The organism is Kitasatospora sp. DSM 101779, from assembly GCF_025655475.1.
In the GTDB taxonomy this organism is placed as follows: domain Bacteria; phylum Actinomycetota; class Actinomycetes; order Streptomycetales; family Streptomycetaceae; genus Kitasatospora.
In genome coordinates this window covers 6646540-6668584 of record NZ_JAHTIK010000001.1, presented here as the reverse complement: position 1 = coordinate 6668584, position 22045 = coordinate 6646540, and the positions used below count along the sequence as shown (strand labels likewise).

The following is a 22045-nucleotide window of genomic DNA, read 5'->3' as shown; positions in this document are numbered from 1 at the left end:
AGGGCCGGGGCTCGCAGGGGCGCTTCCACCGTGGGGGTTGGAAGCGCCCCTGCTCGGCTTTTCCGGACCGTCCGGCGACGGTCGGCCGGGCGGGCTCAGGCGCGGCGCTCGGCGCCCAGGCGCTCGAAGAACCGGAGGTGGTCGATGTTGTCGACCGAGCCCGGGTTGACCGCCTTCTCCAGCGGGGTGCCGGAGAGCAGCCGCTTCACGGGGACCTCGATGCGCTTGCCGGTGAGGGTGTGCGGCAGGCCGTTGACGGCGATGATCTCGTCCGGCACGTGGCGGGGCGAGAGCTGGGTGCGCAGTTCGGTGCGGACGCGGGCGCGCAGCGAGTCGTCGAGGTCCGCGCCGGGGGCGAGGACGACGAAGAGCGGCATCCAGTAGCCACCGTCGGGCTCCTCGACGCCGATGACCAGGGACTCCGCGATCTCCGGGAGGCGTTCGACGACCTCGTAGATGTCGGAGGAGCCCATCCGGACGCCCTGGCGGTTGAGGGTGGAGTCGGAGCGGCCGTGGATGACGACGGTGCCGCGGGAGGTGACGGTGATCCAGTCGCCGTGGCGCCAGACGCCCGGGTACATGTCGAAGTAGCTGTCGCGGTAGCGGGTGCCGTCGGGGTCGTTCCAGAAGCCGATCGGCATCGACGGCAGCGGCCGGGTGACGACGAGCTCGCCGACCTGGTCGGTGAGCGGCTCGCCCTGGACGTCCCAGGATGCGACGGCGGCGCCGAGGCAGGGGGCCTGGATCTCGCCGAGGTGGACGGGGAGGGTCGGGACGCCGCCGACGAAGCAGCTGCAGACGTCGGTGCCGCCGCTGACGGAGGCGAGCCAGACGTCCTTCTTGACCTCGTCGTAGATCCACTGGAAGCCGTCGGGCGGCAGCGGGGAGCCGGTGGTGCCGAGGCAGCGGACGGCGGAGAGGTCGAGGTCGCGGCCGGGGTGGAGGTCGGCCTTGCGGCTGGCGATCACGTAGGCGGCGGAGGTGCCGAGAACGGTCGCCCGGGTGCGGGCGGCGACGGACCACAGGGCGCCGGTGTCGGGGTGGCCGGGGCTGCCGTCGTAGGTGACGATCGTGGACCCGACGAGGAGGCCAGCGACGAGGAAGTTCCACATCATCCAGCCGGTGGAGGTGTACCAGAGGAAGCGGTCGTCGGGGCCGAGGTCGAGGTGGAGCGAGGCCTGCTTGAGGTGTTCGACGAGGATGCCGCCCTGGCTCTGCACGATGGCCTTGGGCAGGCCGGTGGTGCCGGAGGAGTAGAGCACCCAGAGCGGGTGGTCGAAGGGGACGGGCTCGAAGACCGGCTCCACGTCGCCTGCGACCAGCTCCGCCCAGTCGAGGGCGCCCTCGGGGGCGGGGGCGCCGAGCAGCGGGATGTGGACGACGGTACGCAGCGTGGGGAGCTCGCGGCGGAGTTCGGCGACGACCTCGGTGCGGTCGTGGTCCTTGCCGCCGTAGTGGTAGCCGTCGATGGCGAAGAGGACGGTGGGCTCGATCTGCTGGAGGCGGTCGAGGACGCTGCGGGCGCCGAAGTCGGGGGCGCAGGACGTCCAGACGGCGCCGACGGCGGCGGTGGCGAGGAGGGCGACGACGGCCTGCGGGACGTTGGGCAGGTAGGCGCCGACCCGGTCGCCGGGGCGGACGCCGCGGGCGCGGAGGGCCGCTGCCAGCGAGCCGACCTGGCGGCGGAGCTCGGCCCAGGTGAGGGCGGCGGGCTGCTCGGTGGTCTCGTCGAGGTGGAGGATCGCGGGCGTGTCGGCCCGGTCGGCGTCCTCGGCGGCGCGCAGGGCGTGCTCGGCGTAGTTGAGGCGGGCGCCGGGGAACCAGCGGGCGCCGGGCATCGCCGGGTCGGCGAGCACGGCCTCGGGTGCGGTGGTGAACCGGACGTCGAACCACTCGGTGACGGCCGTCCAGAAGCGCTCCAGGTCGGCGGTGGACCAGGCGTGCAGGGCGGCGTAGCGGGCGGCGGCCTGCTCGTCGTCGTCCGCGGGGGCGAGCGGGGCCGCCGGGGCGCCGTGGTGTTCGGCGGCCCAGGCCTGGAAGGCGACGATCTGCGCGGAGGCGGCGCGGGCGGGGTCGGGGCGCCAGAGCAGTCGGCCTTCGGGTGGGGTGCTCACGGTGGTGGTCTCCCGGGGTGGAGCGCCCCCGCCCGGTGGGCCGGGGGCGGTGGGCGGGGCTGCTCGTGGCGGGCGCCGCCCGCGTGGTGGCTGACGAGCAGACCTTGCCATGTGATCGTCGGGCGCGCCAGAGGCCCCTGTCGGTGCACCGGCGCGGCCCTGCGGGCCCGCGCCGGTGTCGGCCGCCGAAGGTCAGACCAGGTGGGCGTAGTCGCCGTTGAACCAGGCGTGGGCCACCCGGGTGTGGAAGGGGAAGGCGAGGCGGGACGGGGTGGGGAGGAACTGCCAGCCCTCGGTCTCGGGGGTGGGCACGGAGGGCGGGAGCTCGTCGATCCGGCGGGCGGGGAGCATGCCGAACAGGCAGAGGAAGCCGCCGGCGGTGTCGGAGTCGGTGGCGACCAGGGTGACCCGGGCGTGGTCGGCCTCGATGCCGGTCTCCTCGCGGAGCTCGCGGACGCAGGCCTGCTGCCAGCTCTCGCCGTAGTCGATGTAGCCGCCGGGGAGGGCGAGCTCGCCGTAGCCCGGCTCGATGGTGCGGCGGATGACCACCAGGCCGTCGGCCTCGGGGGAGACGACGGGCAGGAGGGTGACGACCACGGGCAGCGGGTTGCGGTAGCTGATCTCGTTGCAGCCGGGGCACGTCCGGGGCCAGGCGGCGGTGCCGGCGCTGTAGGGGGTGCCGCACCAGTGGCAGTGCGAGCCGGGGCCGTAGGTCTTGCGGTCGGCCTGGTCTGTGGTCATGGGGTGGATGGTACTGCGGTGGACGGCGGCGGCGCGGAGGTGTTTCTGACGGGACGTCGGGCCGTGGGATTCGAGGAGGACGGGGGTGTCGAGGCGGTCGGCAATCGCGTCGGACCAGTCCTGCGGGTCGGGGCCGGGGTCGGTGAGGGTGCCGGGGCGGGCGCGGAGCAGGGCCTCGGTGAGGCGGGCCTGGGCGTCGAGGTCGCCGGCCATGCCGGTGGTGATGGTGTGCAGGGGTGCGCCGTCCAGCTCGTAGTCGTCGCAGAGGTGCAGCCCGCGGTGGCGGGCGGGGGTGTCGAGGTGGGTGACGGCGAGGGCGTCGGCTCCGCCGGCGGCGGCGAGGGCGTAGCGGTGGCCGGGGGTGTCGAAGTGGCCGAGGCGGAAGGCGCCCTGCCAGCGGCCGGTGGTGTTGTGCGGCTCGGGGAGGTCGAGGGCCTTGTCCTCGGTGGGGAGGGGGCCGGCGCCGTGGCGGGTGGTGTAGGTGCGGAGGACGCCGAGTCGGAGGGCGGCTGCGGCGCCGGACTCGGCGAGGAGGGTCTCGGCGTTGGCGAAGGTGGTGGTGGACCAGGTGGTGTGGGGGTGGAAGCCGTGCTGCTGGTCGAGCAGGACGCCCTGGGCGCCCTCGAAGATCACCGGCCCGGTGCGCAGCAGGTGGGTGAGGTGGTCTCCGTCGGTGAGGCGGACGCGGGCGGCGAAGGCGGTGAAGGCCTCGGCGCAGTCGGCGAGCGGTGGGGCGGCGAGGTCGGCGGGGGCGAGGCCGAGGTGGTCGGCGAGGCGGTCGCGGAGCCTGGTGAGCAGGGTGAGCAGGCGGGTGGGGCGGGTGCAGTCGTCGGCGGTGGGGGCGTCGTCGGGGTGGTCCAGGGCGTAGCTGGCGGTCTCGCCGATGCCGAGGCCGCAGGAGCCGTGGCGGTCGGGGCCGCGGCGCTGTTCGCGGATGCGGTTGGCGGCGGCGTGGTACGGGGTGGTGAGCAGGGCGCGGCGGTCGACGGTGAGCAGGGCGAACGGGTCGGGGACGCCGAGGGTGGTGAGGTGGCGGGCCTCGGCGGCGAGGGCGAGCGGGTCGACCAGCATGAACCGGGAGAGGTGGGTGGGGACGCCGGCGAGGGTGCCCGAGCCGAACTGGGCGAAGGTGTGGTGGCGGCCGTCGTCGGTGACGACGTTGTGCGCGGCTTGGGCTCCGCCGTTGTGGCGGACGACGGCGCGGACCGGGTGGCGGCTGTCGGGGCCGAGCGGACCGCGGCAGAGGTGGTCGACGACGGTGCCCTTGCCCGCGTCCCCGAAGCCGAGGTCGCAGACGATGACGTGTCCGTCGTGGCGGTCGAACCGGGGGTCGGTCACGGCGGTGCCCGTTCTGTGCGCGGTGTAGCGGGAGCGGTGCGTCGGTGCGAGCGGGTGCATTGGTGGGATCGGTGCATCGGTGGGAGGTGGCGGGGAGCGCCCCGGTCCGCCCGGCGGCCGGTGGGGACGGGCCGGCCGCGGGCGGACGGGTCGGAGGCCGGCGCTACTCAGAGGCGGAGGCCGGCGCAGCTCAGAGGCGGGTGGTGCCGGCGGCCGAGCGGTCGTCGGGGGCGAGCAGGGAGGTGCCGGGGACGGCGGCCGCCTGGCTGTGTCGGGCGAGGGAGTCCAGGGCCTTGCCGACGCTGGCGACGGCGCCGGATCCGATGTCGGCGAGGTCGGCGAGGCCCTCCTGGAGGTCGATGGCCTCCTCGCCGAGGCCGATGGTGAGGGCGATGGTCTCGCACACGGCGTCGAGGTCGTCGAGCTCGAGGACGTGCTGGCCGAGCAGCTTGCGCCAGGTGTCGAGGACCTCGGTGTTGCCGGCGTAGGCGGCGCCCGCCGGGAGGATGAAGTAGACGTGGTAGAGCTGCCGGAGCTCGGCGAGGATCGCGGTGACCGGGATGTCCTCGGGGATGTCCTCGCCGAGGACGGCGCGGACCTCGCGGGCCTTGACCTTGCCGTAGGGCAGTTCGTCGCCGATCAGGAAGAGGTAGCCCTTGCGGCCGCGGCGCTCGACGCAGTCGAGTGCGGTGTGGCGGGCCATGGCGTACATGGCGAGCTCGTAGGACTCGGTCATCTGCCCGCCGCCACCGCCCTCCAGCAGGATGTTGCCGAGGTTGTCGTCCATCCGGTTGTCGGACTCGAACTGGCCGAGCTGGAGGGGGACGCGGTCGCAGGTGGCGTCGCCGACGGCGCCGAAGAGGATCTGCGGGTGCTCGGTGTAACCCTTGCGCAGAAGCAGGCCGAAGAGTTCGGGGAGCTTGGTCTGCAGGGTGCGCGGGACGGTCTGCATGGAGCCGGTCACGTCGAACAGGACGGCGACGGCCAGCGAGGCGGGGTGCTCGTCGGAGTCACGGCTCTCGCGGAGGGTGATGCCGTGCGGGTCGAGGCTGGGGTGTGCCTTCCAGCCGGAGCGGGCGCCGCGGGTGGTGGCGTCGCTGTAGGCGAAGGCGCTGGCGCCGGTGCCGGCGCGGTAGTGCGCGGCGGCGTCGTAGACGTCGGTGGACCAGGTGCCGCTGCCCATCGGGGCCTCCTCAGGCGGTGGGTGGCAGGTGGAACGGCCGGAAGGTGCGCGGGCCGTAGAGGGCGTGGAGCAGTTCGTCGAGCTCGGCGAGGAGCTTCCAGGCGTCGTGCGGTCGGCGGGGCTCGGCGGGCAGGGTGCAACCGGCGATGAAGGCGCGGACCTGCCGCGGCGCGCGGTCGCCCATGAGCAGTTGGATGCAGCGGGTGGCGAGGTGGATGTCGGTGGCCTCGGTGACAGCCTGTCGGGCGGGGACCTCCGGCGGGTAGAGCGCGCGGTGGCGCTCGACCAGAGCGGGCGCGGGGGCGGGCGCGCCGGTGCCCGCGTAGCACCAGTCGACGAGGACCAGGCCGTGCTCGGCGGGGTGGACGAGGACGTGCTCGGGGAGGACCGCGCCGTGCCGGACCCCGGCGCGGTGGGCGTACCCGAGGGCGACGAGCAGGCGGCGCCAGATCCAGGCGGCGTCCCGCGGGTCGAGGCCGTCGGGGTGGGCGGCGAGGACGTCGGTCAGCGGGCGCAGGCCGTCGCGGCGGACGAGGGCGTTGACCTGGCGGGGGGCGCCGCCCGGGTCGGCGGTGTCCTGGTGGCGGAAGTTCTCCAGCAGGGCCGGTACGTAGGCGTGGAAGCGGCGGTCGCCGTGGCGGGCGAGCCGGCCGAGGGCGGTGGCCTCGCGCTCGAGGAGGTCGTTGTCGAGGGCGCTGCGGGGGATCTTGAGCAGCACCTCGGTGCCGCTCCCGGTGGTGGCGGCACGCAGGACGGCGATGTCACCGGTGGCCGCGACCGGGCCGAGCCGGTAGGTGTGTCGGCCGGTGCGCAGCTCGGTGACGCCGGCGTCGGCGGGCCCCTGGTGTTGCGCCCAGAGCCGGCCGAGGGCGAGGAAGGCGGCTGTGGCGCGGGTGCGGTCGGCGGTGGACACGGTGTCCGGGTGGAGGAGACGGGCGAGGCGGCGGTACCGCCGGGCCGTCTCGGCCGGGTCGGCGGGGAAGATCTCCGCCGGGCCGGTGGCGGCGAGGACGGCGGCGGCCGCGTCCGCGAAGGTGCGCGGTGCCGGGCCCGGCCCGGTGGGCGGTCGGGCGGTGCGCGGTGCCGTCATCGGATGTCGTCCTCGTGGGAGGGGCGCAGCAGCGGCGGGTGGAGCAGCCGGGCGTCGCCCGAGTGGTAGGTGCGGGCCCGGGGGCCGCCGCGGGTGCCGCCGCGCTCGGTGGTGGCGCCGGTGGACTCCACGAAGCCGGGCACGGAGAGGACCTTGCGGTGGAAGTTGCCGGCGTGCAGGCGCTCGCCCCAGACGGCCTCGTAGACGGCGCGCAGCTCGGGGATGGTGAAGTCGTGCTGGAGGAACGCGGTGGCCAGCGGGCTGTACTCGATCTTGGCGCGGGCGCGGTCCAGGCCGTCGGCGAGGATCACTGCGTGGTCGAAGGCGAGCCGGATGCCGGGCCGCGCGCCGACGCCACCCCCGTGGGTGTCGGCGGGCGGCCCGGCCGTTCGTGGGGCGGTCAGGTCGAGGGCGGAGACCGGGTGCCAGGCGGCGGCCGCGGCATCGGTACCGGCCTGTGGATCGGGCAGGTCGGGGGCGAAGGCGAGGTAGGCGACGGAGACCACGTGCATGCGCGGGTCCCGGTCGGGGGCGCCGTAGCTGCCGAGCTGCTCCAGGTGGATGCGGCTGAGGGCGGCGGCGGCCTCCAGGGTGCCCTGCAGGCCGGTCTCCTCGGCGAGCTCGCGGACGGCGGCGCCGGGGAGGTCCTCCTCGCCGGCGCGGAGGAAGCCGCCGGGCAGCGCCCAGCAGCCCCGGTAGGGCCGTTCACCGCGCTCGACCAGCAGGACGTGGAGCTCGCCGGCGCGCAGTGTCAGGGCGACCACGTCGACGGTGACCGCGACGGGTGTGTAGGCGCGCGGGTCGTACTCCGCGAGCCAGTCCCGTTCGCCGACGCCTGTGCCGTCGTCCTCGGTGTCGCCCCTGGTGTCGTCCTGGGCAGCCATGGCGCTCCCGCCTCCGGTCGATTCCTGGCACGCCGCCCGTGCCGCTCCGCCCCGGAGTTGTTCTCCGAGCGAGAAGAACGTAGCGCACCGGGCAGCCGCCCGCCAACGGTTTTCGATCACTCGTACGGGTGGTTCCGTCCGTGCGGGCCGGCGGCGGGCCGATCTGCGGCCCCGGCCCACCGGACGGGCCGCGGCCGCTCTACAGTTCAGCCATCCGCACCCTTCGGGCCCCGCGGCGCACCCGCCGTCGCCGCCGGGGCCCCACCGCAGCAGGAGGGACCGTGCCCGCCGCTCCCCCGCCCGCGGCCGCCCGGCCGGGCTTCGCCGCCGCCCTGTCGGCGGGTCCGCTGGTCCTCGACGGCGGCCTGTCGAACCAGTTGGCCGACGCCGGGCACGACCTCTCGGACGCGCTCTGGTCGGCCCGGTTGCTGGCGGACGCGCCGGAAGCGGTGGTGGCGGCGCACCTCGGGTACTTCCGGGCCGGGGCCCAGGTGGCGATCACCGCCAGCTACCAGGCCTCGTTCGAGGGGTTCGCGCGCCGCGGGATCGGCCGGAAGGAGGCCGAGCGGCTGCTCGCACTGAGTGTGCGCCTCGCCCGGGAGGCGGCCCGGCAGGCCGAGGCGGAGCAGCAGACCGAGGCGGGGCGGCAGACGGATCAGGGACGGCGGGCGGAGCACGAGCAGCCGGCCGGGGCGGAGCCGGCCGCCACGGATCGGCCGGGCGCGGGCACCGCCGGACCACTGTTCGTGGCGGCGTCGGTGGGCCCGTACGGGGCGGTGCTGGCGGACGGGTCGGAGTACCGCGGGCGGTACGGGCTCGGCGTGGCGGAGCTGGAGCGGTTCCACCGGCCGCGGCTGGAGGTGCTGGCGGCGGCCGGTCCGGACGTGCTGGCGCTGGAGACCGTCCCGGACATGGTGGAGGCGGAGGCGCTGCTGCGCGCCATCGAGGGGCTCGGGGTTCCGGCGTGGCTGTCGTTCAGCGTGGAGGGCGACCGGACCCGGGCGGGGCAGCCGCTGGAGGACGCGCTGGGGATGGCCGCGGGCGTGGACGGCGTGCTGGCGGTCGGGGTGAACTGCTGCAGCCCGGCCGACGCGGACCGGGCGGTACCGGTGGCCGCGCGGACGGCGGGCCTGCCGGTGGTGGTGTACCCCAACAGCGGCGAGGTGTGGGACGCGGCGGCGCGGGACTGGCGGGGCGGATCCACGTTCCGGCCGGAGCGGGTGGCGGGCTGGCTGGCCGACGGGGCGCGGCTGGTCGGCGGGTGCTGCCGGGTCGGCGAGGGGGAGATCGCGGGGCTCGCGCGCGCGGTGCGCGGTGCGGGGTGAGGTTCCGCACGCAGTGCGGAGTGATCGGAAAGGTGCGCGTCCGGCCGTCGGCCTGGCAGACTCGTGCCGTCAACACTTCGGTCGACAATGTCGACCGCCTGTCAGGGGAGGTAGCCAATGCCCGGCCCGATCCAGTCGCTCTCCCGGGCCGCCGCGATCATGCGCCTGCTGGCCGGCGGTGAGCGCCGGCTCGGGTTGTCCGAGGTCGCGACCGCGCTCGACCTGGCCAAAGGTACGGCCCACGGCATCCTGCGCACGCTGCAGCAGGAGGGATTCGTCGAGCAGGATCCGGAGAGCGGGAAGTACCAGCTCGGTGCCGAGCTGCTGCGTCTCGGCCAGAGCTACCTCGACGTGCACGAGCTGCGGGCGCGCGCCCTGGTGTGGGCGGACGACCTGGCCCGGGCCAGCGGCGAGACGGTCTACCTGGGCGTGCTGCACCAGCAGGGCGTGCTGATCGTGCACCACGTCTTCCGCCCGGACGACACCCGGCAGGTGCTGGAGGTCGGCTCGATGCAGCCGCTGCACTCCACCGCGCTGGGCAAGGTGCTGCTGGCGTACGACCCGGTGGCCCGCGGACAGCTGGGCGACGGGCCGCTGGAGTCCTACACGCTGCGCACACTGACCGATCCGGCGGACGTGGACGCGGAGTGCGCGCTGATCCGCGAGCGGGGCTGGGCCGACTCGATCGAGGAGACCTGGGAGGGGGTGGCGTCAATCGGTGCGCTGATCCAGGACCGGCGGCGCAACCCGGTGGGCGCGGTGTGCGTGAGCGGCCCGGTGGAGACGGTCACCGAGGACGGTTTCGTGAAGCCCTCGCTGGTCGCCTCGGTGCGCAGCGCGGCCCGGGCGATCTCCCGGGACCTGGGCGCCGGACGGTTCTGACCCCCGGGGGTCCGGGGACCCCCGGGGGACGTGCGCGCGGGGCGCGGACGGGCAGCAGCCCGTCCGCGCCCTTTCGTATGCCCAAAGGGCCCCGGTTCGCCCGTTCCGCCGACGGTCGTGGCACGTCCGGCGCGTCCCTGCGACCTCGTCCGTCACAGGTGCGTAACCCTGCCTTGACGTGGAGGGTGGCCGCGGTGGAAGCTTCCGCATGTCGGTCGACATTGTCGAACGGCGGCCGGGAAGATCCGCTCCCACTGCGCTCACCCGCACCGGATCGACCCGGCAACACCTGCCCCCACCCGCACGCGCACGTCCGGGCCATCAGGACAAGGGAGTCTCTGTGTCCGCTTTCTCCAACGGCGACATCTTCGTCGGCGAAACCCTCGGCACCGCCGCTCTGATACTCCTCGGCGGCGGCGTCTGCGCCGCGGTCACGCTCAAGAAGTCGAAGGCGATCAACGCCGGCTGGCTCGCCATCACCTTCGGCTGGGGATTCGCCGTCCTCATCGCCGCCTACATGTCGGCCCCCAAGTCCGGCGCCCACCTCAACCCGGCGGTCACCCTGGCCATCGCCGCCGAGAGCGGTGACTGGAGCAAGGTCCCGCTCTACATCGGCTCCCAGATGCTCGGCGCGTTCATCGGCGCCGTCCTGGTCTGGGTCACCTACCTCGGCCAGTTCCAGGCCAACGAGGAGCCCACCCTCGGCATCTTCTCGACCGGTCCCGAGATCCGGAACCCGATCCAGAACATGCTCACCGAGATCATCGGCACCTTCGTGCTCTGCCTCGCCATCCTCACCCAGGGCCTGAACAAGGGCCTCGGCCTCTCCGGCACCGGCATCCTGATCGTTGCGCTCACCGTCGTCGGCATCGGCCTCTCGCTCGGCGGCCCGACCGGCTACGCGATCAACCCGGCCCGCGACCTCGGCCCGCGCGTCGCCCACACCCTGCTGCCGATCCCCAACAAGGGCAGCTCGGACTGGTCCTACGCGTGGATCCCGGTGGCCGGCCCGGCCATCGGCGGCCTGCTGGCCGGCGGTTTCTACCACATCGTCTTCTGAGCCCGACCGGGTTTGCCCGGCACCCGCCCACGGGGACTGACCCCACGTCAGGCCCGCCCGTCCCTGAAGCCCTCATTCAGATCCGAGGACCCCATGACTTCTGGCACCACGCCCACCGGGAACTACATCGCCGCGATCGACCAGGGCACCACGTCCAGCCGCTGCATCATCTTCGGCGCCGACGGCCGGATCGTCGCCGTCGACCAGCAGGAGCACTCGCAGATCTTCCCGCAGCCGGGCTGGGTCGAGCACGACGCCGCCGAGATCTGGACCCGCGTCCAGTCGGTGATCCGCGGGGCCCTGGAGAAGGCCGGCCTCACCAAGGACGACATCCGCGCCATCGGCATCACCAACCAGCGCGAGACCACCGTGCTGTGGGACAAGAACACCGGTGAGCCCGTCCACAACGCGCTGGTCTGGCAGGACACCCGCACCGAGGCGCTCTGCCGCGAGCTCGGCCGCAACGTCGGCCAGGACCGCTACCGCCGCGAGACCGGCCTGCCGCTGGCCAGCTACTTCGCCGGCCCGAAGATCCGCTGGCTGCTGGACAACGTCGAGGGCCTGCGCGAGCGCGCCGAGGCCGGCGACATCCTCTTCGGCACCATGGACACCTGGGTCATCTGGAACCTGACCGGCGGCGTCAACGGCGGCAAGCACGTCACCGACGTGACCAACGCCAGCCGCACCATGCTGATGAACCTCCACACCCTCGAGTGGGACGAGAAGATCGCCGAGTCCATGGAGGTGCCGATGACGGTCCTCCCGGAGATCCGCTCCTCCGCCGAGGTCTACGGCCACGCCATCGGCGACCTGGAGGGCGTGCCCGTCGCCTCCGCGCTCGGCGACCAGCAGGCCGCGCTGTTCGGCCAGACCTGCTTCGACGAGGGCGAGGCCAAGTCGACCTACGGCACCGGCACCTTCCTGCTGCTGAACACCGGTGAGAAGGTCGTCAACTCCTACCACGGCCTGCTGACCACGGTCGGCTACCGGATCGGCGACCAGAAGCCGGTCTACGCCCTGGAGGGCTCGATCGCCGTCACCGGTTCGCTGGTGCAGTGGCTCCGCGACCAGCTGGGCATCATCTCGACCGCGGCCGAGATCGAGACCCTGGCCTCCACCGTCGAGGACAACGGCGGCGCCTACTTCGTCCCGGCCTTCTCCGGCCTGTTCGCCCCGTACTGGCGCTCCGACGCCCGCGGTGTGATCGCCGGCCTGACCCGGTACGTGACCAAGGGCCACCTGGCCCGGGCCGTGCTGGAGGCCACCGCCTGGCAGACCCGCGAGGTCGTCGACGCCATGCAGAAGGACTCCGGCGTGGAGCTCACCGCCCTCAAGGTCGACGGCGGCATGACCTCCAACAACCTGCTGATGCAGAACATCGCGGACGTCCTGGACGCCCCGGTCGAGCGCCCCTACGTCGCCGAGACCACGGCGCTGGGCGCGGCCTACGCGGCCGGCCTCGCGGTCGGCTTCTGGAGCGACCTCGACACCCTGCGGGCCAACTGGCACCGCGCCGCCGAGTGGACCCCGCGGATGGACGAGGCCACCCGCGACCGCGAGTACAAGAAGTGGCTCAAGGCCGTGGAGCGCACCATGGGCTGGGTCGAGGAGGACGAGCAGAGCTGACGAACAGCCGGCCGGGGCAGCGCCGCCCCGGCCGGCCTTCGTGACGTTCCGGCCCGCCGCACCGGGCCGGCCACGGTCTCCCGGCGGAGACCGCACCGCACACCCGAGAGGAGACACGGCAGCCCGACCAGGCCGCCGTACACACACCATGGCAACCATTCCGACTCTGGGCGCCGGCTACACCACCGGCCGCACCGCCACCCGCGCCGAGACCCGCGAGCTGCTCGGCAAGGCCACCTACGACCTGCTGGTGATCGGCGGCGGCATCCTCGGCACCGCAACCGCCTGGACGGCGGCGCAGGCGGGTCTGAAGGTCGCCATGGTCGACGCGGGCGACTTCGCCGGCGCCACCTCCAGCGCCTCCTCCAAGCTCGTCCACGGCGGCCTGCGCTACCTGCAGACCGGCGCGGTCAAGCTGGTCGCCGAGAACCACAAGGAGCGCCGCGCGCTCGCCACCGACGTCGCCCCGCACCTGGTCAACCCGCTGACCTTCTTCGTGCCGGTGTACAAGGGCGGCCCGCACAGCGCCCCGAAGCTCGGCGCCGGCGTCTTCCTCTACTCGGCGCTGTCCGCCTTCCGCGACGGCATGGGCCGGGTCTCCACCGCCGCGCACGCCGCCCAGCAGGTGCCGGCGCTGCGCACCGAGGGCCTGCGCTCGGTCGCGGTCTACGGCGACCACCAGATGAACGACTCCCGGGTCGCCGTGATGACGGTGCGTGCCGCGGTCGAGTCCGGCGCGGTGGTGCTCAACCACGCCGAGGTCACCGGCCTGCGCTTCACCGGCGGCCGGGTCTCCGGCGCCGAGCTGCGGGACCGCCTGGACGGCACCGAGTTCGGCGTCTCCGCCCGCCTGGTGCTCAACGCCACCGGCCCCTGGGTCGACCACCTGCGCAAGATGGAGGACGCGGGCGCCGCCCCGTCGATCCGCCTCTCCAAGGGCGCGCACGTCGTCGTCAAGCGCCGCACCCCGTGGCGGGCGGCGCTCACCATCCCGATCGACAAGTACCGCGTCTCCTTCGCGATCCCGTGGGAGGACCACGTCCTGCTCGGCACCACGGACGAGGAGTACACCGGCGACCCGCTGGACGTCCGCGCCACCGAGGCCGACATCGACCAGATCATGGACGAGGCCGGCCACGCCATCCGCGACGAGCACCTCGACCGCGACCTGATCACCTACGCCTTCGCCGGCCTGCGGGTGCTGCCGGGCGGCCCCGGCGACACCGCCGCCGCCAAGCGCGAGACCGTGGTCACCGAGGGCCGCGGCGGCATGCTGTCGGTCGCCGGCGGCAAGTGGACGACCTACCGGCACATCGGCCGTGCCGTGCTGGAGAAGCTCAAGCACGTGCCCGGCACCGGCCTCGCCGAGGACATGTCGCCCTTCCCGGCGACCGTGCCGCTGCCCGGCGTCGGCGCGCCGAACGCCGTCGCGCACCGCCTGCTGGTCGACCGCGAGCCCGGCTCCCGGATGGAGCCGCTGGTCGCCAAGCACCTGGCCAGCCACTACGGCACGCTCTCCTTCGAGATCGCCCACCTGATCGCCCAGGACCCGGAGCTCGGCCGGCCGATCCACGCCGACGGCCCGGACGTCTGGGCCCAGGTCGCCTACGCCGCCGACAACGAGTGGGCGTACACCGTGGACGACGTGCTGCGCCGCCGCACCACCATGACGGTGCGCGGCCTGGACACGCCGGAGGTCCGCCAGGAGGTCGAGACCTTCCTCGCGAAGCGCGGGAAGAAGTAGGACACAGCCTCGCGAAGCGTGGGAAGAAGTAGCACACAGCCTCGCGAAGCGCGGGAAGAAGTAGCACACAGCCTCGCGAAGCGCGGGAAGAAGTAGGCAGTACCGGTAAAAGCGTTCGCCCCCTTCGCCGCCCGGCCCTAGCGTCGGTGCGGGGAAGGGGGCGATGTGCATGGTGCGCAGGACGCCGCGGGAGAAGAAGCGGCTGAGCTACCTGAAGGACCGCCGGAACGCCTTCGGGGAGAACGACAAGAGCTCGCGCAGGAGCATCCGGCGCCGCAAGCGGGCGGTGAACAGCGCCAACCGCCGGCTGCACCGCACCGTCCTGGCGACGCTGCACGGCCGCACGGCCGGGGACCGGGCGGCCGAGGTGGCGGAGCGGGCCGCAGGGCGGCGGCCGAAGCGGTGGCGCAAGGTGCCGGACGCGCCGCTCGGGGAGCTGCTCGCGCAGCGGACCGGCGCGCCGTAGGGCGTGGCCGCACAGGGCGGCCGGACGCACGGTCCAAGCGTGCGTGGGGTACCGCCCGAGCGCCTTGAGGGCAGCTCCCGCGCCCCGGGGCCCGTGCCCGCCACCGGTCGACGGCGGCGGGCACGGGCCCCGGGGCGTCCGCGTGGCGGGCGCTAGACGATCAGGCTGAGCGGCAGGATCAGGGCGATCGCGACGACCGAGATCACCGTCTCCATGGCCGACCAGGACTTCACGGTCTGGCCGACGCTCATCCCGAAGTACTCCTTGACCAGCCAGAAGCCCGCGTCGTTGACGTGCGAGAAGAACAGCGAGCCGGCGCCGATCGCGAGGACCAGCAGGGCGGAGTGGCTGCTGGACATGCCGGCGGCCAGCGGGGCGACGATGCCGGCCGCGGTGATGGTGGCCACCGTGGCGGAGCCGGTGGCGAGCCGGATCAGGACGGCGATCAGCCAGCCGAGCAGCAGGGCGGAGACGTGCCAGTCGGTGGCCCACTCGCTGACGGCCTGGCCGACGCCGACGTCGATCAGGGTCTGCTTGAAGCCGCCGCCCGCGCCGACGATGAAGACGATGCCGGCGATCGGGCCGAGCGACTTGGCGACGCTGTCGGAGACCTGGCCCTTGGTGAAGCCCGCCGCCCGGCCGAGGGTGACCATGGCGAGCAGCACGGCGGCGAGCAGGGCGATCAGCGGCGAGCCGATGAAGTCGAAGAACCGCTGGACGCCGGCCTTCGGGTCGTCGACGACGACGTCGACCAGCGCCTTGCCGAGCATCAGCACGACGGGCAGCAGGATGGTGCCGAGCACGGCGCCGAACCGCGGGGCGTGCCCGGGGCGGACGGCCGTGGGCAGCGCCGTACGGGTGGCGGTCGCCGTCCCGGAGCCGGTGCCGGCCGGGGTGGTCCCGTGCGGGGTGGCGTCCCCGTCGGCGGCGGGCTCGTGGGGGCCCGGTGCGGTGTCGCTGCCGGAGCCGGGGGCGGCGGGCACCTCGAGCGGGCCCACCCAGCGCTCGGCGATCCGGGCGAACAGCGGGCCGGCGACGATCAGCGTGGGGACGGCGATCAGCAGGCCGAGGGCGAGGGTGACGCCGAGGTCGGCCTTGAGCGCGTCCACCGCGACCAGCGGGCCGGGGTGCGGGGGCACCAGGCCGTGCAGGACGGAGAGTCCGGCGAGGGCGGGGATGCCGATCCGCATCAGCGGGACGCTGCCGCGGCGGGCCACCAGCAGCACGATCGGGATCAGCAGGACGACGCCGACCTCGAAGAAGAGCGGCAGGCCCAGCACGGCCGCGATCAGCGCCATCGCCCAGGGCAGCCCGCGCTTGCCCGTCCTGGCCAGCACGGTGTCCGCAATGGTGTTGGCGCCGCCCGAGTCGGCGAGCAGCTTGCCGAGCATCGCGCCGAGCCCGATGAGCAGGCCGACGCCGGCGACGGTGCTGCCGAAGCCGGTGGAGAAACTGGTGAGCAGCTTGTCGAAGGGGGCCGCGGCGACGGCCGCGAGCAGGCCGGAGCCGAGGGTCAGGGCGAGGAAGGGGTGCAGCTTCAGCTTGGTGATCAGCAGCACGATGGCGCCGATGCTGAGCAGCACCGCGAGCAGCAGTCTGCCGTTGCTGTCGGTGTGCGGCAGGGCCGGTGCGGCGGCCGCGAGCAGGGAGGTGGGGGTCACGCGAGGTCTCCGTTGACATGGCCCAGCAGGGCTGCGGCCGACTCGACGAGGGTTGCGGGGGTGGGGCCGACGTCCAGTACGGCGCCGCGCTCGTCCGGCTGGAGGGGTTCGAGCAGCGCGTACTGGGAGTCGAGGAGGGAGGTCGGCATGAAGTGGCCGACGCGGTGGGCGAGCCGGTCCTGGACCAGCCCGTGGCCGCCGCTGAGGTGCAGGAAGAAGGCGTCCGGGCAGTGCGCGCGCAGGGTGTCGCGGTACTGCCGCTTGAGTGCCGAGCAGGTGACGACCCCGCCGGTGCCGGCGGCGGCCCGCTCGCCGAGCCAGCGGCCGAGGGCGTGCAGCCACGGCTCGCGGTCACGGTCGTCGAGCGGGACGCCGGCGCTCATCTTGGCGATGTTCCCGGCGGGGTGGAAGTCGTCCGCCTCGGCGCCGGGCAGGCCGAGCCGCTCGGCGAGCAGCCGGGCGACGGTGGTCTTGCCGACGCCGGACACGCCCATCACGACGACGACGACGGGCGGCCGGGTGTCGACGGCCGGCTGGGTCTCGACGCTGAGAGCCATGGGGTGGTGCTCCTCTTCTGCCTGTTCCGCGCTCACCTTCGCGCAAAGGTATGACTTATTCAAGCGACCGCAATACAATCGTCATACTTTTACTTCCCGATAGTCTGGCCCGATGGAGATCCAGGGCCTGCCCGGCCGACTGCTCGCCGACCTCGGCCCCGCCATCGCCGGCGGCGAGATCCCCGAGGGCTCCGTGCTGCGCACCGAGGAGCTGGAGGAACGCTTCCGGGTCTCCCGCACGGTGGTCCGCGAGGCCGTCCGCATCCTCGAGTCGATGCGCATGGTCGCCCCGAAGCGGCGGGTCGGGATCACCGTCCGTCCCAAGTCCGAGTGGGACGTCTTCGACCCCCTGGTGATCCGCTGGCGACTGGCCGGCGCCGACCGGGCGGCCCAGCTGCGCTCGCTCGGCTCGCTGCGGGTCGCGGTGGAGCCGGCCGCGGCCGCACTGGCCGCGGTGCACGCCAGCGACGACGACCGCCGGGAGCTGAGCGCCCTGGCGGTGGAGCTGACCGTCACCGCGCGCGCCGCCGACCTGGAGACCTTCCTCGCGCACGACATCGCCTTCCACGCGATCGTGCTGCGCGCCTCCGGCAACGAGATGTTCGCGCACCTGAAGGACACCGTCGGCGCGGTGCTGACCGGCCGCACCGAGCACCACCTGATGCCGCACCAGCCGCGGCCGTACGCGGTGCAGTTGCACCGGGAGGTCGCGGAGGCGATCTGCGCGGGCGACGCGGAGCTCGCGGAGCGGTCGATGCGCACCATCGTGGCGGGGGCGCTCGACGAGCTCAACGCAACGCTGGACTGACGGCCGCCACGGGCGGAGTGCCGGATTCCGGGGTGAATCGGAGATTTCCGGGCATGGCGGGCCGGAGGTGGGGCAGGGTGGTGGATGCCGGGCGGGGTGCGCCGGAGCACGCCCGCCGCGCTCGTCACGTCCGCCGCGCCGGGGAGGCCCGCCGATGTCCGCCGTTGACCGCCGTCCGCCCGACGAGGTGCGCTCCGCCGCCGTCCGCGCGCTGTTCAGCCTCTCGCTGACGCTGGTGGCGCTGATCGTGGCGACACTGGCCTCGTACGCGGGCAGCGCACTGCTGGCACCCGCGCTGCTCCTGATGGCCCTCGGGGTGTTCGGCACGGCGTGGAGCCTGCTGGAGATCCTGATCTCCCGCCAGATCGCGGCGCAGCGCCTGCGCGGCCCCAACTCCGCCTCGCCGCTGGCGGGCAGCCGGGAACCGCGGCGGCGCCCGGCCGGTCGCCGGGCGCCGCTGGAGAGCAGCCGGGTCTGGCGCTGACGGCGGGTCAGCCGCGCGCGCCGACCGCGTAGCCGTACTGGCGGGGCCAGCTGCGCTCGGCGCCGAGCTCGCGGGCGGCGTGCAGCGGCCAGTACGGGTGGCGCAGCAGCTCGCGGCCGAGCATGACGGCGTCGGCACGGCCGGCGGCGACGACCTCCTCGGCCTGGGCGGGCTCGGTGATCAGGCCGACCGCGCTGACCGGGACGCCGGCCTCGGTGCGGACCTTCTCGGCGAACGGCACCTGGTAGCCGGGGCCGAGCGCGATGGCGGCGTTCTGGACGTTGCCGCCGCTGGAGACGTCGACCAGGTCGATGCCGACGGCCTGCAGTTCCTTGGCGAGCAGCACGGTCTCCTCGGGCGTCCAGCCCGGCTCGCCGTCCAGCCAGTCGGTGGCGGAGACCCGGAAGAAGACCGGCAGATCCTGCGGCCAGACCGCGCGGACGGCGGCGGCCACCTCCAGCGCGAACCGGGCGCGCCCGGCGAAGGAGCCGCCGTAGCCGTCGGTGCGGTGGTTGGAGTGCGGGGAGAGGAAGGAGTGGATCAGGTAGCCGTGCGCGCCGTGCACCTCGGCGACCCGGAAGCCGGCCTCCCCGGCGCGGACGGCCGCGGCCGCGAAGTCCTGCACCAGTTCTGCGATCTGCCCGGTGGTCAGCTCGTCCGGGACCGGGTAGCCGCCGCCGAAGGCGATCGGCGAGGCGCCGACCGGCTGCCAGCCGCCGTCCGCCGCGGCCAGCGGCTTGGAGCCGTCGTTGGGGCGGCCGGTGGCGGCCTTGCGGCCGGCGTGGGCGAGCTGGATCGCGGGCACCGCGCCATGGGCGGTGACCAGCGCGGCGATCCTGGCCAGCGCCTCCTGCTGCCGGTCGTTCCACAGGCCGAGGTCGTAGGGGGAGATCCGGCCGTCGGCGCGGACGGCGGTGGCCTCGGTCATCACCAGGCCGGCGCCGCCCGCGGCGCGGGCGCCGAGGTGGGCGAGGTGGAAGTCGGTGGCGACGCCCTGCTCGGGGCCGTCCGGCGCGGCGGAGTACATGCACATCGGGGCCATCCACACCCGGTTGGGCACGGTCAGCGAGCGGAGGGTGATCGGCTCGAACAGGGCGCTCACGGCAGCTCCTTCGGTGGCCGGGCGGGCCGGCGGGCTGATGCTGGTCGGTACGATAACTCTCGTACTACGAGACCTGTCAAACTACGATGGTTCTCGTACCATGTGGGGGTGACCGAGACCAGCCACGACGCCTGCGCGCCCCTCCCGGAGCCCGCCGTCGGCGAGATCCGTCTGGAAGCCGTGCTGCACGCGCTCGCCGACCCCGTCCGCCTGCGGATCGTCTCCTCGCTGGCGGGCTGCACCGACGAGGTCAACTGCCTGGCCTTCGACGTACCGGTGGCCAAGTCCACGCTCACCCACCACTTCCGGGTGCTGCGGGAGGCCGGGGTGATCCGGCAGGTGCGACGCGGCACCTCCAGGATGAACTCGCTGCGCAGCGACGACCTGGCCGCGCGCTTCCCCGGCCTGCTCGACAGCGTCGTGGCCGGCCACCGGGCGTCCCGCCATCCGGTGTGACGTTCCGCCGTGCGCGCGGCCGGTCTCAGGCGGTCGGGACGCGGCCCCCGCTGCGGAGTTCGGCCAGCAGCACGCCCTGGTCGGCGATCATCTCGGTGAGGATCCGGCGCGCCGCACGCAGCAGGTCGGCGACGTCCGGGGTGCTCAGCTCGTAGACCACGGTGTTGCCCTCACGGGTCGCCGTGACGAGGTTGGTGCGGCGCAGCACGGCCAGCTGCTGGGAGAGGTTCGACGGCTCGATGTCCATCTCGGCGAGCAGTTCACGGACCTGACGCGGACCGTCCTGGAGGAGTTCGAGGACTCGGATGCGGGCCGGGTGGCCGAGGGTCCGGAAGAACTCCGCCTTGGCCTGGTAGAGCGGGACCGGCATGCTCAGTCGTCCTCGTCTTCCTCTTCGTCCGGCGTGTGGGGCAACTCGACGCCGTGGCGCGCGGCGATCCGCAGCAGACTCGCGATCCGCCCCCGGTAGGCCTGCACACCGTCGTCGTCGCCCGCCTCCCTCGCGGCGGCGAGGTCGTCGCGGGCCCGGATCAACTGCGCCCCGAGCTCCTCGCGGAACAGGTCCGTCACGGCTGACCTCCGATGCCGGCAGCGGCGCCGGCCCACCGCCCGGGGACGGCCCCGGGGGGTCCAGCATCCAAGACTGGGAAGACTTCTTCAAGTTTCCGACCGAGTACGACACCTCGCCCATCGGAAGGTGTACCGGCGCCGCCGCACCGGCCTCCGCCGCCCGGTGCGGCCGCCGTCCGGTCAGCCGCGGAAGCGGTTCGCGGCCCGGCCGCGGACCCCCGGCGAGCAGGCGAACACCCCGCCGGCCAGCGGCTGTTCGGCGAGCTGCGCGGGAGTGAGGTTCTCGGTGGCGGTGGTGATGTAGAGCGTGTCCAGGCCGGGGCCGCCGAAGGCGCAGCTGGTGGTCACGGTGGCCGGGACACGGACGACCGTGTCGAGGGTGCCGTCCGGCAGGTAGCGGCGGACCGTACCGCTGAAGGCCACGGCGACCCACACCCCGCCCTCGGCGTCGACCGCGAGGCCGTCCGGCACGCCGTGCTCGGTGGTCACGAAGGGGCGGGGGTCGAGGAGCCGGCCCTCGTGGTAGCGGTAGGCGCGGACCTCGCGGGTCGGACTGTCCGCGTAGTAGGCGGTCGCGCCGTCGAGGGACCAGTCGAGGCCGTTGGAGATGGTGACCGACGACAGGGCGGTGTGCACGGTGTGGTCCGGGTCCAGGCGGTGCAGGGTGCCACGGCCCGGCTCGTGCGAGTACGCCATGGTGCCGGCGAGCAGCCGGCCCTCGGGGTCGCAGACGGCGTCGTTCATCCGCAGCTCGCCGTCCTCGGAGTCGAGGTCGGCGATCCGGGTCAGCTGCTCGCCGTCGAGGACCGCGAAGCCGTCGGCGACGGCCAGGACGAGTCCGCCGGACTGGCGCAGCGCCACCGCACCGACCGGCAGGCCGGCCTCGAACAGGGTCCGCTCCCCGGTCGCCGGGTCCCAGCCGTGCACCCGGCCGGCCAGGATGTCGACCCAGCGCAGGACCTGGTGACGGTCGTCCCAGAGCGGGCTCTCGTTGAGGTGGGCGCGGTCGCGGACGACCGGCTCGGCGTACAGGGTGCGGGGCATGGGGGCTCCTGGTCGGGCGGGTGCGGGTGGCCGGTGGGGGCGGCCCGGTCTCAGGAGAGAACGATGCGGTGATGCGTGGTCAGCCTGTGCTGCGCGTCCAGAATATGGAAGGAAACCATCGGCGGGTGGTCGAACACCAGCTCCTCGCCGCCTTCGAAGGGCAGAACGGCGGTGGAGACCACGCCGGGTGCGACGGCCAGCGGCAGACCGGCGAACCGGGCGGCCGCCGGGGTGTGCGCATGGCCGCAGAGCACGGCGGCGACCTGCGGGTGACAGCGCAGCACGGCGGCGAGGCGCTCCTCGTCGAGGAGCCGGATCGGGTCGACGAGCGGCAGGTGCAGCTCCACCGGCGGGTGGTGGAAGGCGACCACGGCGGGGACGTCCCGGCGGACACGGCTGAGGGTGGTGTCCAGCCAGCCGAGGGTCTCCTGGTCGAACCGCCCCTCGTTCCGTCCGGGAACGCTGGAGTCGCACATCAGCGCCGTGAGGCCGGGGAGTTCGTGCAGCCGGTTCACCGGGCCCGCGGACGGCTCCTCGCCGAGCAGCGCTGCCCGGTACACCTCGCGGACGTCGTGGTTGCCCGGGCAGGTCAGCACCGGCCACCGGTCGGAGGCGAGCACCCGGGCCGCCGTGGCGTACTCCTCGGCGAGGCCGTGGTCGGCGATGTCGCCGGTGACCAGCACGGCGTCGATCGGGCCGGGAACCGCCTCCAGGTAGGCCATCACCTGCGCCGCCCGGGCCTCGGCCCGGGCGCCGCCGTCCGGGCCGTCCGGGCCGGAACGGACCTGGCCGAGGTGGATGTCGCTGAGGTGGGCGATCACCGGCATGCAGGGGCCTCCAGGAGTCGATGGAACGGGGGCGCGGCTCGCGGGCGGGTCAGGGGGACGCGCCGGCCGCCGGGCGGCGCGCC

At 74.1% G+C, this 22045-nt stretch carries 21 protein-coding genes; 9 read left to right on the top strand and 12 right to left on the bottom strand.

The window, feature by feature from the left end:
- Positions 1 to 95 precede the first annotated feature (95 nt).
- From KSNIM_RS30355 to KSNIM_RS30330, 5 genes are all read right to left on the bottom strand, one after another.
- Positions 96 to 2225, bottom strand: coding sequence for an acetoacetate--CoA ligase (locus KSNIM_RS30355; protein ID WP_411543798.1), 2130 nt, complete (start codon positions 2223 to 2225; stop codon positions 96 to 98).
- 81 nt (positions 2226 to 2306) lie between these two features.
- On the bottom strand, positions 2307 to 4193 hold the full coding sequence (locus KSNIM_RS39190; protein ID WP_317634072.1) for an adenylosuccinate synthetase: 1887 nt from the start codon (positions 4191 to 4193) through the stop codon (positions 2307 to 2309).
- Positions 4194 to 4383: 190 nt separating this feature from the next.
- Complete coding sequence (locus tag KSNIM_RS30340) at positions 4384 to 5376, bottom strand: hypothetical protein (protein ID WP_263106320.1); 993 nt, start codon at positions 5374 to 5376, stop codon at positions 4384 to 4386.
- Positions 5377 to 5386: 10 nt separating this feature from the next.
- Complete coding sequence (locus KSNIM_RS30335) at positions 5387 to 6466, bottom strand: molecular chaperone DnaJ (protein WP_263106319.1); 1080 nt, start codon at positions 6464 to 6466, stop codon at positions 5387 to 5389.
- The gene (locus KSNIM_RS30330) at positions 6463 to 7350 is read right to left on the bottom strand and encodes an NUDIX hydrolase (protein WP_263106318.1); all 888 of its coding nucleotides are present in this window, start codon (positions 7348 to 7350) and stop codon (positions 6463 to 6465) included. Before KSNIM_RS30330 ends, KSNIM_RS30335 begins: the two co-directional genes overlap by 4 nt.
- 281 nt (positions 7351 to 7631) lie before the next feature.
- Here KSNIM_RS30330 and mmuM point away from each other — a divergent pair, with 281 nt between their 5' ends.
- From mmuM to KSNIM_RS30300, 6 genes are all read left to right on the top strand, one after another.
- Positions 7632 to 8675 (top strand): homocysteine S-methyltransferase, encoded by a 1044-nt coding sequence (gene mmuM, locus KSNIM_RS30325; RefSeq protein WP_263106317.1) that lies wholly within the window; start codon positions 7632 to 7634, stop codon positions 8673 to 8675.
- A 117-nt stretch (positions 8676 to 8792) separates the two neighbouring features.
- Positions 8793 to 9557, top strand: coding sequence for an IclR family transcriptional regulator (locus tag KSNIM_RS30320; protein ID WP_263106316.1), 765 nt, complete (start codon positions 8793 to 8795; stop codon positions 9555 to 9557).
- Positions 9558 to 9897: 340 nt separating this feature from the next.
- Positions 9898 to 10617, top strand: coding sequence for an MIP/aquaporin family protein (locus KSNIM_RS30315; RefSeq protein WP_263106315.1), 720 nt, complete (start codon positions 9898 to 9900; stop codon positions 10615 to 10617).
- Positions 10618 to 10710: 93 nt separating this feature from the next.
- The gene (glpK, locus tag KSNIM_RS30310) at positions 10711 to 12243 is read left to right on the top strand and encodes a glycerol kinase GlpK (protein ID WP_263106314.1); all 1533 of its coding nucleotides are present in this window, start codon (positions 10711 to 10713) and stop codon (positions 12241 to 12243) included.
- Positions 12244 to 12391: 148 nt separating this feature from the next.
- Complete coding sequence (locus KSNIM_RS30305; RefSeq protein WP_263106313.1) at positions 12392 to 13987, top strand: glycerol-3-phosphate dehydrogenase/oxidase; 1596 nt, start codon at positions 12392 to 12394, stop codon at positions 13985 to 13987.
- A 169-nt stretch (positions 13988 to 14156) separates the two neighbouring features.
- Positions 14157 to 14453 carry a hypothetical protein gene (locus KSNIM_RS30300; RefSeq protein WP_263106312.1) on the top strand — a complete coding sequence of 99 codons (297 nt, stop codon included), beginning with the start codon at positions 14157 to 14159 and terminating at the stop codon, positions 14451 to 14453.
- A 152-nt stretch (positions 14454 to 14605) separates the two neighbouring features.
- Here the strand turns inward: KSNIM_RS30300 and KSNIM_RS30295 are convergent, their stop codons facing one another.
- Together KSNIM_RS30295 and KSNIM_RS30290 are read right to left on the bottom strand one after the other, a co-directional pair.
- On the bottom strand, positions 14606 to 16099 hold the full coding sequence (locus KSNIM_RS30295) for a GntP family permease (RefSeq protein WP_411543895.1): 1494 nt from the start codon (positions 16097 to 16099) through the stop codon (positions 14606 to 14608).
- Positions 16100 to 16110: 11 nt separating this feature from the next.
- Positions 16111 to 16671 carry a gluconokinase gene (locus tag KSNIM_RS30290; RefSeq protein ID WP_263106310.1) on the bottom strand — a complete coding sequence of 187 codons (561 nt, stop codon included), beginning with the start codon at positions 16669 to 16671 and terminating at the stop codon, positions 16111 to 16113.
- A gap of 112 nt (positions 16672 to 16783) precedes the next feature.
- Here KSNIM_RS30290 and KSNIM_RS30285 point away from each other — a divergent pair, with 112 nt between their 5' ends.
- A complete protein-coding gene (locus KSNIM_RS30285) occupies positions 16784 to 17479 on the top strand; it encodes a FadR/GntR family transcriptional regulator (RefSeq protein ID WP_263106309.1) in 696 nt (231 codons plus the stop codon).
- Between the two features lie 154 nt (positions 17480 to 17633).
- A complete protein-coding gene (locus KSNIM_RS30280; protein WP_263106308.1) occupies positions 17634 to 17963 on the top strand; it encodes a hypothetical protein in 330 nt (109 codons plus the stop codon).
- A 7-nt stretch (positions 17964 to 17970) separates the two neighbouring features.
- Here KSNIM_RS30280 and KSNIM_RS30275 read toward each other — a convergent pair whose 3' ends face one another.
- Positions 17971 to 19065, bottom strand: a complete 1095-nt coding sequence (locus KSNIM_RS30275; RefSeq protein ID WP_263106307.1) for an NADH:flavin oxidoreductase/NADH oxidase — start codon at positions 19063 to 19065, stop codon at positions 17971 to 17973.
- Between the two features lie 108 nt (positions 19066 to 19173).
- On the opposite strand from KSNIM_RS30275, the gene KSNIM_RS30270 reads away from it, so the two are divergent.
- The gene (locus KSNIM_RS30270) at positions 19174 to 19521 is read left to right on the top strand and encodes an ArsR/SmtB family transcription factor (protein WP_263106306.1); all 348 of its coding nucleotides are present in this window, start codon (positions 19174 to 19176) and stop codon (positions 19519 to 19521) included.
- A gap of 25 nt (positions 19522 to 19546) precedes the next feature.
- Here KSNIM_RS30270 and KSNIM_RS30265 read toward each other — a convergent pair whose 3' ends face one another.
- The 4 genes from KSNIM_RS30265 to KSNIM_RS30250 form a co-directional block, all read right to left on the bottom strand.
- A complete protein-coding gene (locus KSNIM_RS30265) occupies positions 19547 to 19891 on the bottom strand; it encodes an ArsR/SmtB family transcription factor (RefSeq protein ID WP_263106305.1) in 345 nt (114 codons plus the stop codon).
- 2 nt (positions 19892 to 19893) lie between these two features.
- Positions 19894 to 20091, bottom strand: a complete 198-nt coding sequence (locus KSNIM_RS30260) for a hypothetical protein (RefSeq protein ID WP_263106304.1) — start codon at positions 20089 to 20091, stop codon at positions 19894 to 19896.
- A gap of 180 nt (positions 20092 to 20271) precedes the next feature.
- Positions 20272 to 21135, bottom strand: coding sequence for an SMP-30/gluconolactonase/LRE family protein (locus KSNIM_RS30255; protein ID WP_263106303.1), 864 nt, complete (start codon positions 21133 to 21135; stop codon positions 20272 to 20274).
- Between the two features lie 50 nt (positions 21136 to 21185).
- Positions 21186 to 21962, bottom strand: coding sequence for a metallophosphoesterase (locus KSNIM_RS30250; protein ID WP_263106302.1), 777 nt, complete (start codon positions 21960 to 21962; stop codon positions 21186 to 21188).
- Positions 21963 to 22045 lie beyond the last annotated feature (83 nt).